The organism is Kitasatospora sp. NPDC047058 (genome assembly GCF_040643935.1).
Classification (GTDB): domain Bacteria; phylum Actinomycetota; class Actinomycetes; order Streptomycetales; family Streptomycetaceae; genus Kitasatospora.
The window spans coordinates 1-14,980 of the sequence record NZ_JBEYVJ010000070.1; the positions used below are offsets into that span (position 1 = coordinate 1).

15 protein-coding genes are annotated in these 14,980 nt (G+C 72.8%); 3 read left to right on the forward strand and 12 right to left on the reverse strand.

Translation table 11 applies throughout. From position 1 onward, the window contains the following. A partial coding sequence (locus ABZ885_RS13915; RefSeq protein ID WP_360187416.1) for a hypothetical protein occupies window positions 1-339 on the reverse strand: 339 nt, incomplete at its 3' end. Between the two features lie 419 nt (window positions 340-758). Here ABZ885_RS13915 and ABZ885_RS13920 point away from each other — a divergent pair. Beyond that, entirely contained in the window at window positions 759-1,907 is a 1,149-nt protein-coding gene (locus tag ABZ885_RS13920) for an LLM class flavin-dependent oxidoreductase (protein ID WP_360187418.1), read from the forward strand. Window positions 1,908-2,155: 248 nt separating this feature from the next. Here ABZ885_RS13920 and ABZ885_RS13925 read toward each other — a convergent pair whose 3' ends face one another. Next, a complete protein-coding gene (locus tag ABZ885_RS13925) occupies window positions 2,156-2,548 on the reverse strand; it encodes an SCO5389 family protein (protein ID WP_360187371.1) in 393 nt (130 codons plus the stop codon). Window positions 2,549-3,033: 485 nt separating this feature from the next. Here ABZ885_RS13925 and nucS point away from each other — a divergent pair, with 485 nt between their 5' ends. Further along, window positions 3,034-3,693: an endonuclease NucS gene (gene nucS, locus ABZ885_RS13930; protein WP_360187373.1), complete on the forward strand. Its 660-nt coding sequence runs from the start codon at window positions 3,034-3,036 to the stop codon at window positions 3,691-3,693. A 21-nt stretch (window positions 3,694-3,714) separates the two neighbouring features. Here the strand turns inward: nucS and ABZ885_RS13935 are convergent, their stop codons facing one another. The 5 genes from ABZ885_RS13935 to ABZ885_RS13955 form a co-directional block, all read right to left on the reverse strand. After that, window positions 3,715-6,003 (reverse strand): ATP-binding protein, encoded by a 2,289-nt coding sequence (locus tag ABZ885_RS13935; protein WP_360187375.1) that lies wholly within the window; start codon window positions 6,001-6,003, stop codon window positions 3,715-3,717. Between the two features lie 225 nt (window positions 6,004-6,228). Continuing rightward, window positions 6,229-6,573, reverse strand: coding sequence for an STAS domain-containing protein (locus ABZ885_RS13940; protein WP_360187377.1), 345 nt, complete (start codon window positions 6,571-6,573; stop codon window positions 6,229-6,231). 381 nt (window positions 6,574-6,954) lie between these two features. Then, complete coding sequence (locus ABZ885_RS13945; protein WP_360187379.1) at window positions 6,955-7,824, reverse strand: 3-hydroxyacyl-CoA dehydrogenase family protein; 870 nt, start codon at window positions 7,822-7,824, stop codon at window positions 6,955-6,957. 257 nt (window positions 7,825-8,081) lie between these two features. Then, the gene (locus ABZ885_RS13950) at window positions 8,082-8,732 is read right to left on the reverse strand and encodes a response regulator transcription factor (RefSeq protein ID WP_360187380.1); all 651 of its coding nucleotides are present in this window, start codon (window positions 8,730-8,732) and stop codon (window positions 8,082-8,084) included. Continuing rightward, the gene (locus ABZ885_RS13955) at window positions 8,729-9,949 is read right to left on the reverse strand and encodes a histidine kinase (protein ID WP_360187382.1); all 1,221 of its coding nucleotides are present in this window, start codon (window positions 9,947-9,949) and stop codon (window positions 8,729-8,731) included. The genes ABZ885_RS13950 and ABZ885_RS13955 overlap by 4 nt, the downstream gene beginning before the upstream one ends. 149 nt (window positions 9,950-10,098) lie before the next feature. Here ABZ885_RS13955 and ABZ885_RS13960 point away from each other — a divergent pair, with 149 nt between their 5' ends. Next, window positions 10,099-10,689: a hypothetical protein gene (locus ABZ885_RS13960; RefSeq protein ID WP_360187384.1), complete on the forward strand. Its 591-nt coding sequence runs from the start codon at window positions 10,099-10,101 to the stop codon at window positions 10,687-10,689. On the opposite strand, the gene ABZ885_RS13965 is transcribed toward ABZ885_RS13960, so the two are convergent. From ABZ885_RS13965 to ABZ885_RS13985, 5 genes are all read right to left on the reverse strand, one after another. After that, window positions 10,686-11,258, reverse strand: coding sequence for a cob(I)yrinic acid a,c-diamide adenosyltransferase (locus ABZ885_RS13965; protein WP_360187386.1), 573 nt, complete (start codon window positions 11,256-11,258; stop codon window positions 10,686-10,688). The genes ABZ885_RS13960 and ABZ885_RS13965 overlap by 4 nt on opposite strands. A gap of 115 nt (window positions 11,259-11,373) precedes the next feature. Further along, on the reverse strand, window positions 11,374-11,874 hold the full coding sequence (locus ABZ885_RS13970) for a DUF2550 domain-containing protein (RefSeq protein ID WP_360187388.1): 501 nt from the start codon (window positions 11,872-11,874) through the stop codon (window positions 11,374-11,376). Window positions 11,875-12,019: 145 nt separating this feature from the next. Continuing rightward, entirely contained in the window at window positions 12,020-12,403 is a 384-nt protein-coding gene (locus ABZ885_RS13975) for a F0F1 ATP synthase subunit epsilon (RefSeq protein ID WP_030235805.1), read from the reverse strand. A gap of 184 nt (window positions 12,404-12,587) precedes the next feature. Next, on the reverse strand, window positions 12,588-14,033 hold the full coding sequence (gene atpD / locus ABZ885_RS13980) for a F0F1 ATP synthase subunit beta (protein WP_360187390.1): 1,446 nt from the start codon (window positions 14,031-14,033) through the stop codon (window positions 12,588-12,590). A 2-nt stretch (window positions 14,034-14,035) separates the two neighbouring features. Continuing rightward, window positions 14,036-14,950 carry a F0F1 ATP synthase subunit gamma gene (locus ABZ885_RS13985; protein ID WP_360187392.1) on the reverse strand — a complete coding sequence of 305 codons (915 nt, stop codon included), beginning with the start codon at window positions 14,948-14,950 and terminating at the stop codon, window positions 14,036-14,038. Window positions 14,951-14,980: the final 30 nt, after the last annotated feature.

A 14,980-nucleotide genomic window follows, 5' to 3' on the forward strand; every position in this document is an offset into this window, starting at 1 on the left:
CCCCCCGCCCCCCCCCCCCCGCCCCGCCCGCCCCCCCCCGCCCGGGGGGGCGCCGCGGCCGCGCTGGAGGTTGGCGGCCCGGCGCTCGCGGGCGCCCCAGCAGGCCCGGTGCCAGTGCCGCCGGTCGTCCACCCCGGCGCCGTGGGCCGGCCAGGCCACCACGTGGCCGACGCCCGGCGGGATCTCCTGGTCGCACCCGGGGCAGCGGTAGAACCGGCCGGCCGTGCCGGCCACGGTCTGCACCACCCAGTCGTCGTCCTGGTAGCTCTCGGTGCGGCGCAGCGAGCCGCCGAGCGGGGCGGCCGGCTCCGCGGTCTCGCGGTCGGCGGCGCTCTTGATCCGGTTGCGGCGGGGCGACACGTCGGGCTACCTCTCTGCGGGGGGCTCGGGACCGTCCCAGCCTACGACCGACGGCCCGTACCCAGGACGGCTATCGGCCTCTATCACGGCATCGTCCGGTACTCCGGTGTTTCCCGTGATATCCACCCGTTCTCCCGTGAAATTGGTGGTTCGGCGTGCCATTGGCACATGACATCGGTTACTCACGAGGGTGAGAGGCGGGGCCCGCAAACCCTGCGCGCACCCGAGGAGGCCCAAGGATGACCAAGACCAGCGCCCGAGCCGAGACCCGCCGGCCCGTCGGGGTCCGCCCGCCCGCCCCCGGCCAGGCGCTCGCCGCCGCCCCGGTGACCACCACCGCAGGCACCCCGCTGCCCGCCCCCGCCCGCGCGGGCGCGCTCCCCCCGGACACCGCGCCGGTGCGGGTCGGTGCCTTCCTGCTCTCCGCGCAGTTCCCCGGACAGACCCACGGCGAGGCGCTCGACCGCACCGTGCGCGCCGCCGTCGAGGCCGAACGCGCGGGCCTGGACAGCGTCTGGCTGGCCGAGCACCACTTCGTGCCGTACGGGGTCTGCCCGAACGCCGCCACGCTCGCCGCACTGCTGCTCGGGCGCACCCGCCGGATCGGCGTCGGCACGGCGGTCAGCGTGCTCTCCACCACCCACCCGGTGGCGCTCGGCGAACAGGCCGCGCTGCTGCACCTCACCTCCGGCGGGCGGTTCACCCTCGGGGTCGGCCGCGGCGGGCCGTGGATCGACCTGGACGTCTTCGGCAGCGGCGTGGACGCCTACGAGCAGGGCTTCCCCGAGCGGCTCGACCTGCTGCTGCGCTGGCTGCGCGGCTCCCGGGTGGGCGCGGACGGGCCGCAGTTCAGCTTCCCGGAGGTGGCCGTGGTGCCGCGCGCCACCGAGCCGCCGCGCCGGTCCGAACTCGGCACCTGGCTCGGCCTCGGCGACCAGTCCGGTCCGCTGCGCTTTCCCCGTCAGCGCCAGGACGCCGACGGCTCCGGCGAAGAGCCCGGCACGGCGGGGCGCCCGGCGGCCGGCCCGCCGGTGGTGGTCGCCTGCACCTCTCCGGGCGGGGTCCGGCTGGCGGCCGAACGAGGGCTGCCGATGCTGCTCGGCATGCACTCGGGGGACGACGACAAGCTGCAGATGCTGGAGCTGTACCGGACCGCCTGGCTGGCCGCCGGGCGCGGCGAGGAGCAGCTGCGCCGGGTGAACCTCCAGCACGTCGCGGCCGGCGTGGCCCAGGTGGACGACCGCACCTCGACGGCCCGGGCCACCCTGCTGCGGGCGATGCCCGGCTGGTTCGAGTACGGGCTCGGCGCGCACCGCACCGTCGACGGCCGGGAGCGCAAGATGCGCGACCCGCACCAGTACACCGAACTCCTCTGCGACCTGCACGCGGTGGGCACGCCGAAGCAGTGCGCGGACCGGCTGCTGGCCACCGCCGAGCGGACCGGGATCCGCCGCTTCGCGCTGCTCGCCGAGGGCAGCGGGGACCGCGAGGCCACCCTGCACAACATCGCCCGGCTCGGCTCCGAGGTCCTGCCGCAACTCGCCTGAACCCGCGGGCGCCCCGCCCCGAGCCGAAGGGGCGCGCCGGTGCCGAAAGCGAAGAACGACAAGCGACGAAGGAGCGCCGGAGTGTGGGGGCACCTCCCGGCCGCCAGGCTGGGGGAGTCGGCACCGGGTCCGAGCGCCCCGGAGGCGAGCGGGCGAACAGCAGCGCCCGGGCCGCCCCTCCCCCTCGGCGGGGGCGGGGCGGCCCGGTGGCGGTGACGGGCGCCGGGGAGGCGTCCCCCGACGACCGGTCAGCAGTCCCGGAGTTCCTCGGACTGGTTGAGCAGCTGCTCCCGGACGGACGTGAAGCGCTCGAACCGCGCCTCGTTGGAGTCCGACGGCAGGAAGACCGCCACCCGGTGACAGTTCTGGAAGGCCAGCCGGACACCGAAGTGGCGCTGCAGCGCACCCCGGATGGCGTCGCTGGCGAGCGCCCGGAGGAGCTGGCCGCGGGCCTGCTCGCTGGGCGGCGGCACGTGGTTGTCGGCGAAGTCGGTGCCGTCGACCTTCGCCTGGGCGACCAGCGAACTGATCAGCTCCCAGGCGTACGGCAGCGAGACGCGGACGCAGTCGACGAATTCCCGCTCGTCGACCTCGCCCCGCTCGGCCTTTTCGAGCAGGGCCGGTGAGACGTCGAGCGACATGGATTCTCCTCTCGCGGTCCACCCGCGCGGCGGCTCGGGTGGTGATGCGTGGTCCAAGCTGAGGGTGAGGGTGGGCATCGCACGTGGTGTCCGGAACGCCGTCGGACGGCTGTTTCCGGCACCGTGCGGAGGCGTCGGCGCCGAGGACCCGTCGAGGGACGCATCGGCGGCGCCGGCCGCTCAGAACAGCGTGGCAGTCAACGGAGGGCCGGGCCGGTCATTCCTTCGGATTACTCCGGAAATACGCCCCTGTGCACCAGATTGGCCTGATCCCGTTGGATCGTTCATCTGAAGTCTCCATCCCCGTTGACAACGATCCTGCGAGCATGCCGTCACACACCGTAGCTGCCCGAGGGCGGGCGCGCCAGAGTGCCGACCGCCGTTGGCCGGATCGCCGAGCCTCCATGTTCGCGGGCTCCGCGGATTCTTCACCCGGTCGTCGCGGAATCGCATCAACTGGCCCCGGTGGGCTAGCGTGGTCGACCGTGCGTCTCGTAATTGCCCGCTGCTCAGTCGACTATGCCGGTCGGCTCTCCGCCCATCTGCCCTCCGCCACCAGGCTCATCCTGGTCAAGGCCGACGGCAGCGTCAGCATCCACGCCGACGACCGTGCCTACAAGCCGCTCAACTGGATGTCCCCGCCGTGCGCCCTCAAGGAGGCCGACGGGATCTGGACGGTGGAGAACAAGGCCGGCGAGAAGCTCATCATCACGCTGGAGGAGGTGCTGCACGACTCCTCCCACGAACTGGGGGTGGACCCGGGCCTGATCAAGGACGGCGTCGAGGCGCACCTCCAGGAGCTGCTCGCGGACCGGATGGAGGTGCTCGGCGCGGGCTGGTCCCTGATCCGCCGCGAGTACCCGACCGCGATCGGCCCGGTCGACATCCTCTGCCGCGACTCGGACGGCGCGACGGTCGCCGTCGAGATCAAGCGCCGCGGCGAGATCGACGGCGTCGAGCAGCTCACCCGCTACCTGGAGCTGCTCAACCGGGACCCGCTGCTCGCCCCGGTCAAGGGCGTCTTCGCCGCGCAGGAGATCAAGCCGCAGGCCCGCGTCCTGGCGACCGACCGCGGCATCGGCTGCGTGGTGCTGGACTACGACGAGCTGCGCGGCATCGACGACGACAAGCTGAAGCTGTTCTGATCCGGACCGGGCCCTGATCCCTCAGGGCGACGACGGCGCCGTCGGACTCACCGAGCCCGACGGCGTCGGCGTCCCCGGGGAGGTGCTCGCGGTCGGCGACGAGGTGCCGGAGGGCGGGCTCGGCTGCGTGGTCGGCGCCGGCGGCTCCGGGCGCGGAGCGGGCGGCTGCGGCTGCCCGGGGGCCGGCGGCTGCGGCTGGCCCGGCGGCTGCGACTGGGTGGTGGTCTCGCCGGCGCTCGGCGACCTGCTCGGCTTCTTCGAGGCCGACGCCGACGCCGACGGCGAGCGCGAGGCCCCGCTGGTGCTCGCCGACGGCTCGGGGCCGGACTCCTCGGGCGCCGGGGAGCCGCTCTGGCTCTCCGTACCGCCGGAGTCGGTCGCCGACGGGCTGAGGCTCGGCCGGGGCGTCGGCCGGCTCGTGGGCAGGCTGCCGTCGTCGCTGCTGCTGTGCGGGTCGGTGCCGCGGTGCTCCTCCGGACCGGCCACGCTGAGCCCGACCGCCGTACCGAGGACGCCGAGCGCCAGCACCGCCGCCGAGGCCGCGATCGCCGTCCGCCGGGTGCGGCCGCCCGTACCGGGGGTGGTCTTGAACCGCCACGGCACCTGCGCGATCGCCCGGATGACCGGCCGTCGCGGGGGCACCGGGCCGGCCTGGCCTGCGGCGGGCAGCTGCCGGCCGTCGGCGCGCAGCAGTTCGAGCATCCGGCGGGCGCCGGCGGCCCCGCGCGGCTCGCCGAGGGCGGCCCGCAGGGACAGCGCGGTCTCCAGTTCGGCGGCCGCCCGCGAGGGCTCCCGGACGCAGATCGCGTGGACGCCCAACTCGTGGTGGAACCAGGCCTCGTCGGCCCGGGAGCCGGTCTGCCGGGCGGCCTCCAGGCCGAGCAGCAGGGCGCGCTCCCACGCGCCCCAGCGCAGCGCCAGGGCCAGCGCCGGTCCGGCGGCCCGGGCGAGCCGGACGACGGCGGTGTGCCGGCCGGCGGCGCGGTCGGCCAGCAGGACGCCGATCACCACCTCGGCCTCGGCCGCGATCTGCTCGGTGGAGACCGAGCTGTGCCCGACCCACCAGGCGAAGTGCTGGGCGGCGCCGTCCGTGCTGTTGCCGGCCGGCCAGTGCGGGACGAGCAGTTCGAGCGCGCCCGCGGTGAGCCGGTGGTGGCCGCCGATGGACACCGCGAGCCCGGCGTCGGCGAGTTCGTGCAGGGCGCTCTCGCCCTGGCCGACGTCGATCAGCGCGGGCAGGTGCGGCGCGGTCGGGCACTCCCCGCCGAGCGCCACGGCGAGCCGCAGGACGGCCTGGGCCGGCTCGCTCAGGCCCTCGGCGAGCCGGACGGCGGGCGAGGCGCTCTCGGCGACGGACGGCAGCGCCACGGTGCGGCGCAGCTCGCCCTCGCGGACCGCCGGGTCCGGGTCGTGCTCGGGTGCGCGGACCGCGCCGAAGACGTCGAGCCGGTCCTCCTCGGCGGCCACCAGCGCGTCCACCGCGACATCCCGCTGCCGCAGCAGCGCGGCGGCCTGGACGAAGCGCAGCGGCAGCCCCTCGGACTCGAACCAGAGGTCGACGGCCCAGGCCTTCTCGGCCGCGTCCAGCGGGCGGCCGGCCAGCCGGGCGGCGAGCGCGAGGCAGGCGGGGCGGGACAGGCCGGCGACCAGGTGGTCCTGGAGCCGGGAGTCCGCGGGCAGCGGCGGGCTGTCGGGGGCGACGGAGATCAGGAAGGCGCACTCGGGGGCCGCGGCGAGCAGTTCCTCCAGCTCGGGGCCGGCCGGCTCCACCTCGTCGATCACCACGATCGCGCCGACCCGGCCGAGGTGGGCGGCGAGCTGCCCGGGGTCGGGGCGGAAGCCCGGGGCGTGGTGGGTGGCGGCGAAGAGGTCCTGGAGCAGGTCGGCGGCGGTGCGGCGGTGGCCGCAGAGCTGGACGACGCCACCGGGTGCGAGGCCGCCGGCCGCCGCGGCGACGGCCGACAGCAGTGCGCTGCGGCCGGAGCCGGCCTGGCCGACCAGGCGTATCGAGCGGCCCTCGGCGAGCAGGCCGAGCAGCCGGGCCGTGTCGGCCTCGCGGTCGAGCAGCGGCAGGTCGGCGGGCCCGGCACCGAGGGCGAGCGGGCCGACCGCGCGGCCGGGGCCGCCGACCGGGCCGCGGGCGGGTTCGCTGCGCTCCAGCCGGCGCGGGCGGGGGCGCCACTCCTCGGGGCAGGGGCGCACCTCGGAGCCTTCCGGGGTGCCGACGGTCACCAGCAGGCCGCCGGAGACGAGCTCACCGCCCCGGGTGCGTACGGCCTCCTGCCGGAACTCACCGGATGGCTGTCCCACGATCTGCTCCGCCCCTGTTCGCCGACGACTCCGCACGGCTGTTTCCCCGGGCCGGGGGCCGTCCTCGCCCGAGGCTGCGGGCGCTGGAGACCGGCCCCGCGGCCGTCTTCTGACGGCAGACTCTTGCACATCCTCGCGCGACCGCACAGCGCGGTCCCGCCCCGGACCGCACACCGCACCGGGAACGCGAAGACACAGCAGGGAAAGGAAAGGGGGAAGGGGCGGCTACAGCACCGGGCCGAACACGGGCAGGGTCGCACCGCGCGGCTCGGCGACGACGCCCTCGACGGCGAGGATGCGGTGCAGCCGGGTCGCCACCAGCAACCGCTGCAGCTGGGCCGGGACGGAACGCAGCACCAGCCGGCGGCCGATCCGGCCGGCCCGCCGGTGCGTGCCCATGATCACGCCGAGGCCGGTGGCGTCCCAGAACTCCAGCCGGGTGAGGTCGAGGACGAGGTCGCCCCGCCCGCCGTCGACGGCCTGGTGCAGCCGGACCCGCGCGTCGGCGGCGGTACGCACGTCGAGGCGGCCCTCGATGGCCAGCGCGGCGTGGTCGCCCGTGATGCGCATGGTCTCCTCCTCCGCCTGGCGGGTCACTGGTACGGGTTGTCCCGCCCCGGGCCGCACCGGGTCCGGGAACGGGTGTCCAACGGTGTCCGTCCGGGCGGGCCTGAAGCCCCGCGCCCGGGCCCGGCCGCGGCGTCGTCAGCCTGGGCCGGGTTCCCCCTCATCTGACGGTGAACCAGGTCCGCAGGTTGCTGGTTCCGGCCAGATCTGAAGCAACTTCACTCGTCCGAGGGAATATACGCAGGAACTCTCCATACCTACGCTCGATTACCGCCCAAATCACCCGTCTGCGGCACCCGGCGTGAGGAAACTCACCCGCCCTCGGCAGGGCGGGCCGTACGATTCTCCGATCGCACGGCCCGCCCGGTCAGCTCGGACCGCGGCTCACTTGCCCGGGTACGGGTAGAAGCCACGGCCGCTCTTGCGGCCCAGGTCACCGGCGGTGACCATGCGCGCCATGATCTCCGGCGCGGCGAACTTCTCGTCCTGGGTCTCGGCGTAGATGTTCCGCGCGGCGTGCAGCAGGATGTCCACGCCGGTCAGGTCCGCGGTCTCCAGCGGGCCCATCGGGTGGCCGAAACCGAGCCGGCAGGCGGTGTCGATGTCCTCGGCGGTGGCGACGCCCGACTCGTACAGCTTGGCGGCCTCGACGACCAGCGCGGTGATCAGGCGGGTGGTGACGAAACCGGCCACGTCACGGTTGACCACCACGACGTCCTTGCCGACGCCCTCGGCGAAGGCGCGGGCGCGGGCCAGCGTCTCGTCACTGGTCTTGTAGCCGCGGACCAGCTCGACCAGCTTCATCAGCGGCACCGGCGAGAAGAAGTGCACGCCGACGACCGACTCCGGGCGCTGCGTGGCGGCGGCGATCCGGGTGATCGGGATGGCGGAGGTGTTGGAGGCGAGGACGGCGCCGTCCTTGGCGAGCTTGTCGAGCTCCTTGAAGACGCCCTCCTTGACCTCGAGCTTCTCGAAGACCGCCTCGACCACGATGTCGGCCTCGGCGACGGCGCCCAGGTCGGTCGTGGTGGTGATCCGGCCGAGCGCCGCCTCGGCCTCCTCGGCGGTGAGCCGGCCCTTGGAGACGAACTTCTCGTACGAGGCGCGGATGCCCGCGAGGCCGCGCTGCAGCGCCTCCTCGGTGACGTCCCGCAGCACCACCGGGTGCCCCGCCTGGGCGGAGACCTGGGCGATGCCGGCCCCCATCAGGCCGGCGCCGATCACGGCGATCTGCTGGCTGGACGCATTGCTCATGGCTGGGTCTCCCGGATGCCGTCGCCGCCCTGCGGGCGGGCCCTGAAGGCGGCTCAGCGCAGGGTCACCGCACGAGAGCCGCGTCGCTCTGTCCTCCCGCCGCGCTACCGCCCGGCGGTCGCGTCCGCGAAGCGCGCCGCTGTTCCGGCTCCGCTCGCTTCACACGCTACGCGCGGGACTCTAATGCCCTTCGCGCGCCCGTGGTGCCATCCGAGAGTGTGATCTGCGCCGGACGTGCCGGGCGGGGACGGCCGCGGTCAGACGCCCAGTCCGAGGTCCTGGGCCAGGATCGCCGCCTGCACCCGGCTGCGCAGCTTCAGCTTGGACAGGATCCGGCTGACGTGGGTCTTGGTGGTCGCCTCCGCCATCACCAGCCGCCCGGCGATCTCGCCGTTGGAGAGCCCGGCGCCGATGCAGGCCAGCACCTCGCGCTCGCGCGGGGTGAGCGCGGCCACCGCCTCCCGGACCTCCGGCCCGACGGTGCGCCCCGGGCGGGCGAAGCTGCCGATCAGCCGCCTGGTCACCGAGGGCGCCAGCATGCCGTCCCCGCGCGCCACCGTGCGGATGCCCTCGACCAGCGTGTCCGCCTCCAGGTCCTTCAGCAGGAACCCTGCCGCACCGGCCCGCAGCGCGCCGTAGACGTACTCGTCCAGGTCGAAGGTGGTCAGCACCAGCACCTGGGCCGCCCCGGCGGCCACCACCTCGCGGGTCGCCGAGACGCCGTCCAGCCGCGGCATCTGCACGTCCATCAGCACCACGTCCGGCCGCAGTTCCAGTGCGAGCCGCACCGCCTCCTCGCCGTCGGCGGCCTGCCCGACGACCTCCAGGTCCGGTTCGGCCCGCAGGATCATCACCAGCGCCGCCCGGACCGCAGCCTGGTCCTCCGCCACCAGCACCCGGATCGTCATGCCCGCCCCTTCCCGGCCTCGGCCGCCAGCGCCCGCGGCAGTACCGCGCGGACGCTCCAGCAGTCTCCCTCCGGGCCGGCGGTGAAGCTCCCGCCGAGCAGCCCGGCCCGTTCCCCCATGCCCACCATGCCGGCCCCGGCACCGGGCAGTGCCCGGCCGGCGCCGCTGCGGTACGGGCTGTCCACCGCGATCCGCAGCTCTTCCGGCCGGTAGTCCAGCAGCACCCGGACGCGCCCCGTCCCGGCGTGCTTGAGCGCGTTGGTCAGCGACTCCTGCACGATCCGGTACGCCGCCAGGCCGACCGGCACCGGCAGCTCCCCCCGCTCGCCACGCTCGGTGAGCACGAAGTCCAGCCCGACGTCCTGGCCGGCCGCCCGGGCCTTGGCCAGCAGTGCGTCCACCGCGTCCAGGTCGGGGGCGGCGTACGACTCGTCGGCCTCTCCCCCGCCACTGTCGCGCAGCAGTCCGATCATGCGGCGCATTTCGGCCAATCCCTGGACGCTGTTCTCCCGGATCACCGCGAGCACCTCCACCAGCGGGTCGTCCTCGGCCCGCCGCTGGCGCCTCGCGACCGACTGCGCGCCGGTGGCGTGGATCGCGATGGCGGACAGGTGGTTGGCCACCACGTCGTGCAACTCCCTTGCCATCCGGGCCCGTTCGGCGCCGACAGCCTCACGCCGGTCCATCTCGGACAGCAGCGCGGTCTGCTCGGCCCGCAGGCGCTGGGCCACCGCCTCCTCGCGGTGCTTGCGCACCAGGTCGCCGGTCCACACCGGCGCGAGGTAGATCAGCGCGGTGAGCACCACCACGGCCGCCGCGTTGGACGCGTCGCTGTAGACCAGCACCAGGGTGGAGAGCACCAGCACCGAGGCCGCACCGGTCAGGTGCAGGATCCGCGACATCTTCGGGCTGCCGTAGAGCACCGCGGCGTACAGCAGGTCCGTGTACATCAGGCTGGTCGCCAGCAGGGCACCGGAGAAGATGCTGGCGGCGAAGACGAAGCCGCCGACGGTCGCGGTCAGCACCGGCCTGGTGCGCCGGACCAGCTCCAGCGCGGCCATCACCAGCAGGGGCGGCACGACCGCCCACCGCGGGATCGCCGAGGAGTGGTCGTACACCTTGAGAGCGATCAGCAGCAGCCCGCCGAGCAGCCCGAAGAGCGCGATCGCCCGGTCTTCCTGCCGCGGGGTGAGTGTGGGTCTGCGCACGAGCACCATCAGATCATCCCCGGACCACCGCCCGGCTCCGGTCGGCGGAGGAGCCGCGGTACATCGAAAGATGCAGACCCGGTTCGGCTCCGGCGACGACGCCCCGCGGGCCCCGCTCCGGAAGGCTGGAGGCACCGTCGAGAGCTGCGGAGCCCACCATGATCGTCACCCTCGTCCTCGCCGCCGAAGTCGCCTTCTGGGTGGTCCTCGGCCTGGGGCTGGCCACCCGCTACCTGCTGCGGTGGCGCGCGGTCAGCACCGTCCTGCTGGTCGGGCTGCCCGTGATCGACCTGGTGCTCTTCCTGCTGACCCTGTTCGACCTGCGCGGCGGCGCCACCGCCTCCTGGACGCACGCGCTCGCCGCGAGCTACCTGGGCTTCTCCGTCGGCTACGGGCCGTCCGTGGTCCGCTGGGCCGACGCGCGCTTCCTGCACCGCTTCGGCGGCGGCCCGAAGCCGCCGCCCGCGCCCAAGTACGGCAGGGCCCGGAGCCGCCACGAGTGGCGGATCTGCCGGCGCACCCTGGTCTCCGCCGCGATCACGGTCACCCTGATCACCGTGCTGAAGCTGTGCACCGACGCCCCCGGCACCGGCGTGTTCACGCAGTGGTACTGGAGGCTGGGCGTGGCCGCGCTGGTCAACACCGTGATCGCGGCCAGCTACACGATCTGGCCCAAGGAGCCCCCGGCCGGCGCGCTCGTCGAGGACGGCCGGGTGGTCGCCCGGGAGATCCCGGAGAGCCGGCGCTAGCGGTTCTCTCCCGGCACCCAGAGGACGTCGCCCTGCTCCTTGTTGGCCGCCCGGGCCAGGATGAACAGCAGGTCGGAGAGCCGGTTCAGGTACTTGGCGGTCAGCGGGTTCACGCTGTCCCCGTGCACGTCGATGGCGGACCAGGTGGCCCGCTCCGCCCGGCGGACGACCGTGCAGGCCAGGTGCAGGTACGCGGCTCCGGGGGTGCCACCGGGGAGGATGAAGCTGCGCAGCTTCTCCAGCTGCTCCAGGTAGTGGTCGCAGTCGGCTTCCAGCCGGTCGATGTAGGACTGCAGCACCCGCAGCGGCGGGTACTTCGGGTCCTCCACCACCGGGGTGGCCAGGTCGGCACCGACGTCGAAGAGGTCGTTCTGCACCCGGGTGAGCACCGCGGCGATGTCCTCGGCGAGGCCGCCGGCGGCGATCGCCACCCCGATCGCGGCGTTCGCCTCGTTGGTGTCGGCGTACGCGACCAGGCGCGGATCGGTCTTGGTCGTGCGGCTCATGTCACCGAGCGCGGTGGTGCCGTCGTCGCCGGTACGGGTGTAGATGCGCGTCAGATTGACCATGCCCCCACCCTAGCGACGCGGTTAGGCCACGTTAACCCTCTCCTGGCCTCCGGCCGGGAGGTACCCCCACCCCAGCCTCCGGCCGGGAGGTACCCCCACCCCGAGGGTCTCGTCGCTACGCGACGTTGACCCTCTGCCCGGGCGGGGCGGCTTCCAGCCAGGCCAGGAAGCCGGTCAGCGCGTCCTCGCTCATCGCCAGCTCCAGCGGGGCGCCGTCGTGCAGGCAGCGCAGCACGACCGAGCCGGAGAGCAGTGCCAGCTCCTCCTGGCCCTCGGGGTAGCGCCGGCCGAGGACCTCGATCTCCCGGCGGGGCAGCACCTTGCGCGGGCGGGGGGCGTACGAGAAGACCCGGAACCACTCGATCGAGTCACCGCTGTAGCGGCCGATACCAAAAACCCACCCCTTGCCGTCGGTCTGGGGAACCGGGGCCGAGGTGGGTTTGCCGTTCTCGTCGAGGTCGGGCTGCGTCGAGGCGTCGGCAGGCATTTTGAGCCGGTAACTGCAGTCGAACGTGCCGCCGACGCGCTGGATGACGCGGCGGCGTACCGCGAACGCGACCAGGCCGATCACACCCAGTGCCACGACCGCCGCACACACGACAAGGGCGAGGACCATGCTCACCTACCTCCTCGCTACCCGCGTTCCCCGTACCGGTCGTATCAGGCGACCGCATTGACCTACCAACTGAGACGACAGTCCCGGGGTCACGCTCGCGCGTCCCCGGGACCGTCGGTCGACCCCGCTAGAGGGTCTGGCGCACTCAGGCGTGGGCCTTGAGACCGCGCGCCGCGAACAGCCGCACCTCGGCGCGACGCTCGGCGTGCTCGTCCAGGCCCGACTTCGCCTTCTCCAGTGCCCGCTCGGCACGGGCGACATCGATCTCGTCCGCCAGCTCGGCGATCTCCGCGAGCAGAGACAGCTTGTTGTCGGCGAAGGAGATGAAGCCACCGTGCACCGCGGCGATCACGGTGCCGCCGTCCACCGTGCGGATGGTGACCGGACCGGTCTCCAGCACGCTCAGCACCGGCGTGTGACCCGGCATGATGCCGGTGTCACCGGAGGCCGTACGGGCGACGACGATGGTGGCCGCACCGGACCACACCTTGCGGTCGGCTGCGACCAGCTCGACGTGCAGCTCAGCCAACGTGGGCTCCTAGGCTCATGCAACCCCCGATTACTCGGGAGTTTCGGTAAGAATAACGGCCCCGCGCCCCCGGCATGAAACCGGCGGCACGGATTTGACCGGAATCACAGCCGATGCGACGCGAGGGGTGGGTCCCAGGGTTGGGGCCCACCCCTCACGGTCACTCAGCTGCTACCGGCCGCGATTACTTCTTCGCCAGCTCGGCGGCGTTCTTCTCGAGGTCCTCGATGCCACCGCACATGAAGAAGGCCTGCTCCGGAACGGCGTCGTACTTGCCGTCCGCGATCGCGTTGAAGGCCTCGATGGTCTCCGACAGCGGCACGGTCGAACCCTCGACACCGGTGAACTGCTTCGCCACGTAGGTGTTCTGCGAGAGGAAGCGCTCGATGCGACGGGCACGGTGGACCGTGACCTTGTCCTCCTCGGACAGCTCGTCGATACCGAGGATCGCGATGATGTCCTGGAGGTCCTTGTACTTCTGCAGAATCCCCTTGATACGGATGGCCGTCTCGTAGTGGTTCTGCGCGATGTACCGCGGGTCGAGGATGCGGGACGTGGAGTCCAGCGGGTCGACGGCCGGGTAGATGCCCTTCTCCGAGATCGGACGCGACAGAACGGTGGTCGCGTCCAGGTGGGCGAAGGTGGTGGCCGGGGCCGGGTCGGTCAGGTCGTCCGCGGGGACGTAGATCGCCTGCATCGAGGTGATCGAGTGACCACGGGTCGAGGTGATGCGCTCCTGCAGGAGGCCCATCTCGTCGGCCAGGTTCGGCTGGTAGCCCACCGCGGAGGGCATGCGGCCGAGCAGGGTCGACACCTCGGAACCGGCCTGGGTGAACCGGAAGATGTTGTCGATGAAGAGGAGCACGTCCTGCTTCTCGACGTCACGGAAGTACTCCGCCATGGTCAGCGCGGAGAGCGCGACGCGCAGACGGGTGCCCGGCGGCTCGTCCATCTGGCCGAAGACCAGCGCGGTCTTGTCCAGAACGCCCGAGTCGACCATCTCGTCGATGAGGTCGTTGCCCTCACGGGTGCGCTCGCCGACGCCGGCGAACACCGACACACCACCGAAGTTCTCGGCGACGCGGTAGATCATCTCCTGGATCAGAACGGTCTTGCCGACACCGGCACCACCGAACAGACCGATCTTGCCACCCTGGACGTACGGGGTGAGGAGGTCGATGACCTTGATGCCGGTCTCGAACATCTCGGTCTTGGACTCGAGGTCCTTGAACTCCGGGGCCTTGCGGTGGATCGGCCAGCGGACCTCGACCTGCTTGTCGAACTCCGCCTGGTCCACGTTCAGCACGTCACCGAGGGCGTTGAAGACCTTGCCCTTGGTGATCTGGCCGACCGGCACGGAGATGGCGGCGCCGGTGTCGGAGACCTGCGTGCCACGGACCAGGCCGTCGGTCGGCTGCATCGAGATGCCGCGGACCATGCCGTCGCCGAGGTGCTGGGCGACCTCGAGGGTCAGGGTCTTCTTGCCGGTGCCGTCGGGGTTGTCCACCTCGACGTGCAGGGCGTTGTACATGTCCGGAATCGCGTCGACGGGGAACTCCACGTCGACGACCGGGCCGATGACCCGCGCGACGCGGCCCGTCGCCGTGGTCGGCTCAACAGTGGTGGTCATTCTCATTCGCTCCCGCGGCTAGCGTCGGCGAGGGCGTTGGCGCCGCCGACGATCTCGCTGATTTCCTGGGTGATCTCGGCCTGACGGGCCGAGTTGGCAAGCCGCGTGAGCGACTTGATGAGCTCGCCGGCGTTGTCCGTCGCGCTCTTCATCGCGCGCCGGCGGGCGGCGTGCTCGGAGGCGGCCGACTGCAGCAGCGCGTTGTAGATCCGGCTCTCGACGTACCGCGGCAGCAGTGCGTCCAGGACGCCCTCCGCCGACGGCTCGAAGTCGTACAGCGGGAAGATCTCGTGCTTGGCCTTCGACTCGTCGCTGAGTTCGACCTCGTCGAGCTTCAGCGGCAGCAGTCGGGCGTCGACCGCCGTCTGCGTCAGCATCGACTCGAACTTGGTCGAGATCAGGTGCAGCTCGTCCACGCCGCCCGTCTCGGCCGTGAAGGCCTCGATCAGGTCGACCGCCACGGCCTTCGCGTCGCCGTAGGTCGGCTTGTCGGAGAATCCCGTCCACGAGCCCTCGACCGCGAAGTCGCGGAAGGTGTAGTACGAGACGCCCTTGCGACCGACGATGTACGTCACCACGTCCTTGCCCTCGCCGCGCAGGCGCTCGGTGAGCGTCAGCGCCGCCTTGATGGCGTTGGTCGAGTAGCCGCCCGCCAGACCGCGGTCCGCCGTGATCAGCAGAACGGCGGCCCGGGTGGCGTTCGGGTTCTCGGTGGTGAGCGGGTGCTTGGCGTTGGACCGGGTGGCCACCGCCGTCACCGCCCGGGTGAGCTCATCGGCGTACGGAGTGGAGGCGGCCACCGCGCGCTGCGCCTTGACGATGCGCGACGCGGAGATCATCTCCATCGCCTTGGTGATCTTCTTCGTCGCGGTGACAGAGCGGATCCGGCGCTTGTAGACCCGAAGCTGTGCTCCCATGGGTCGTTACGTCCTTTCCCTCGCTACCGG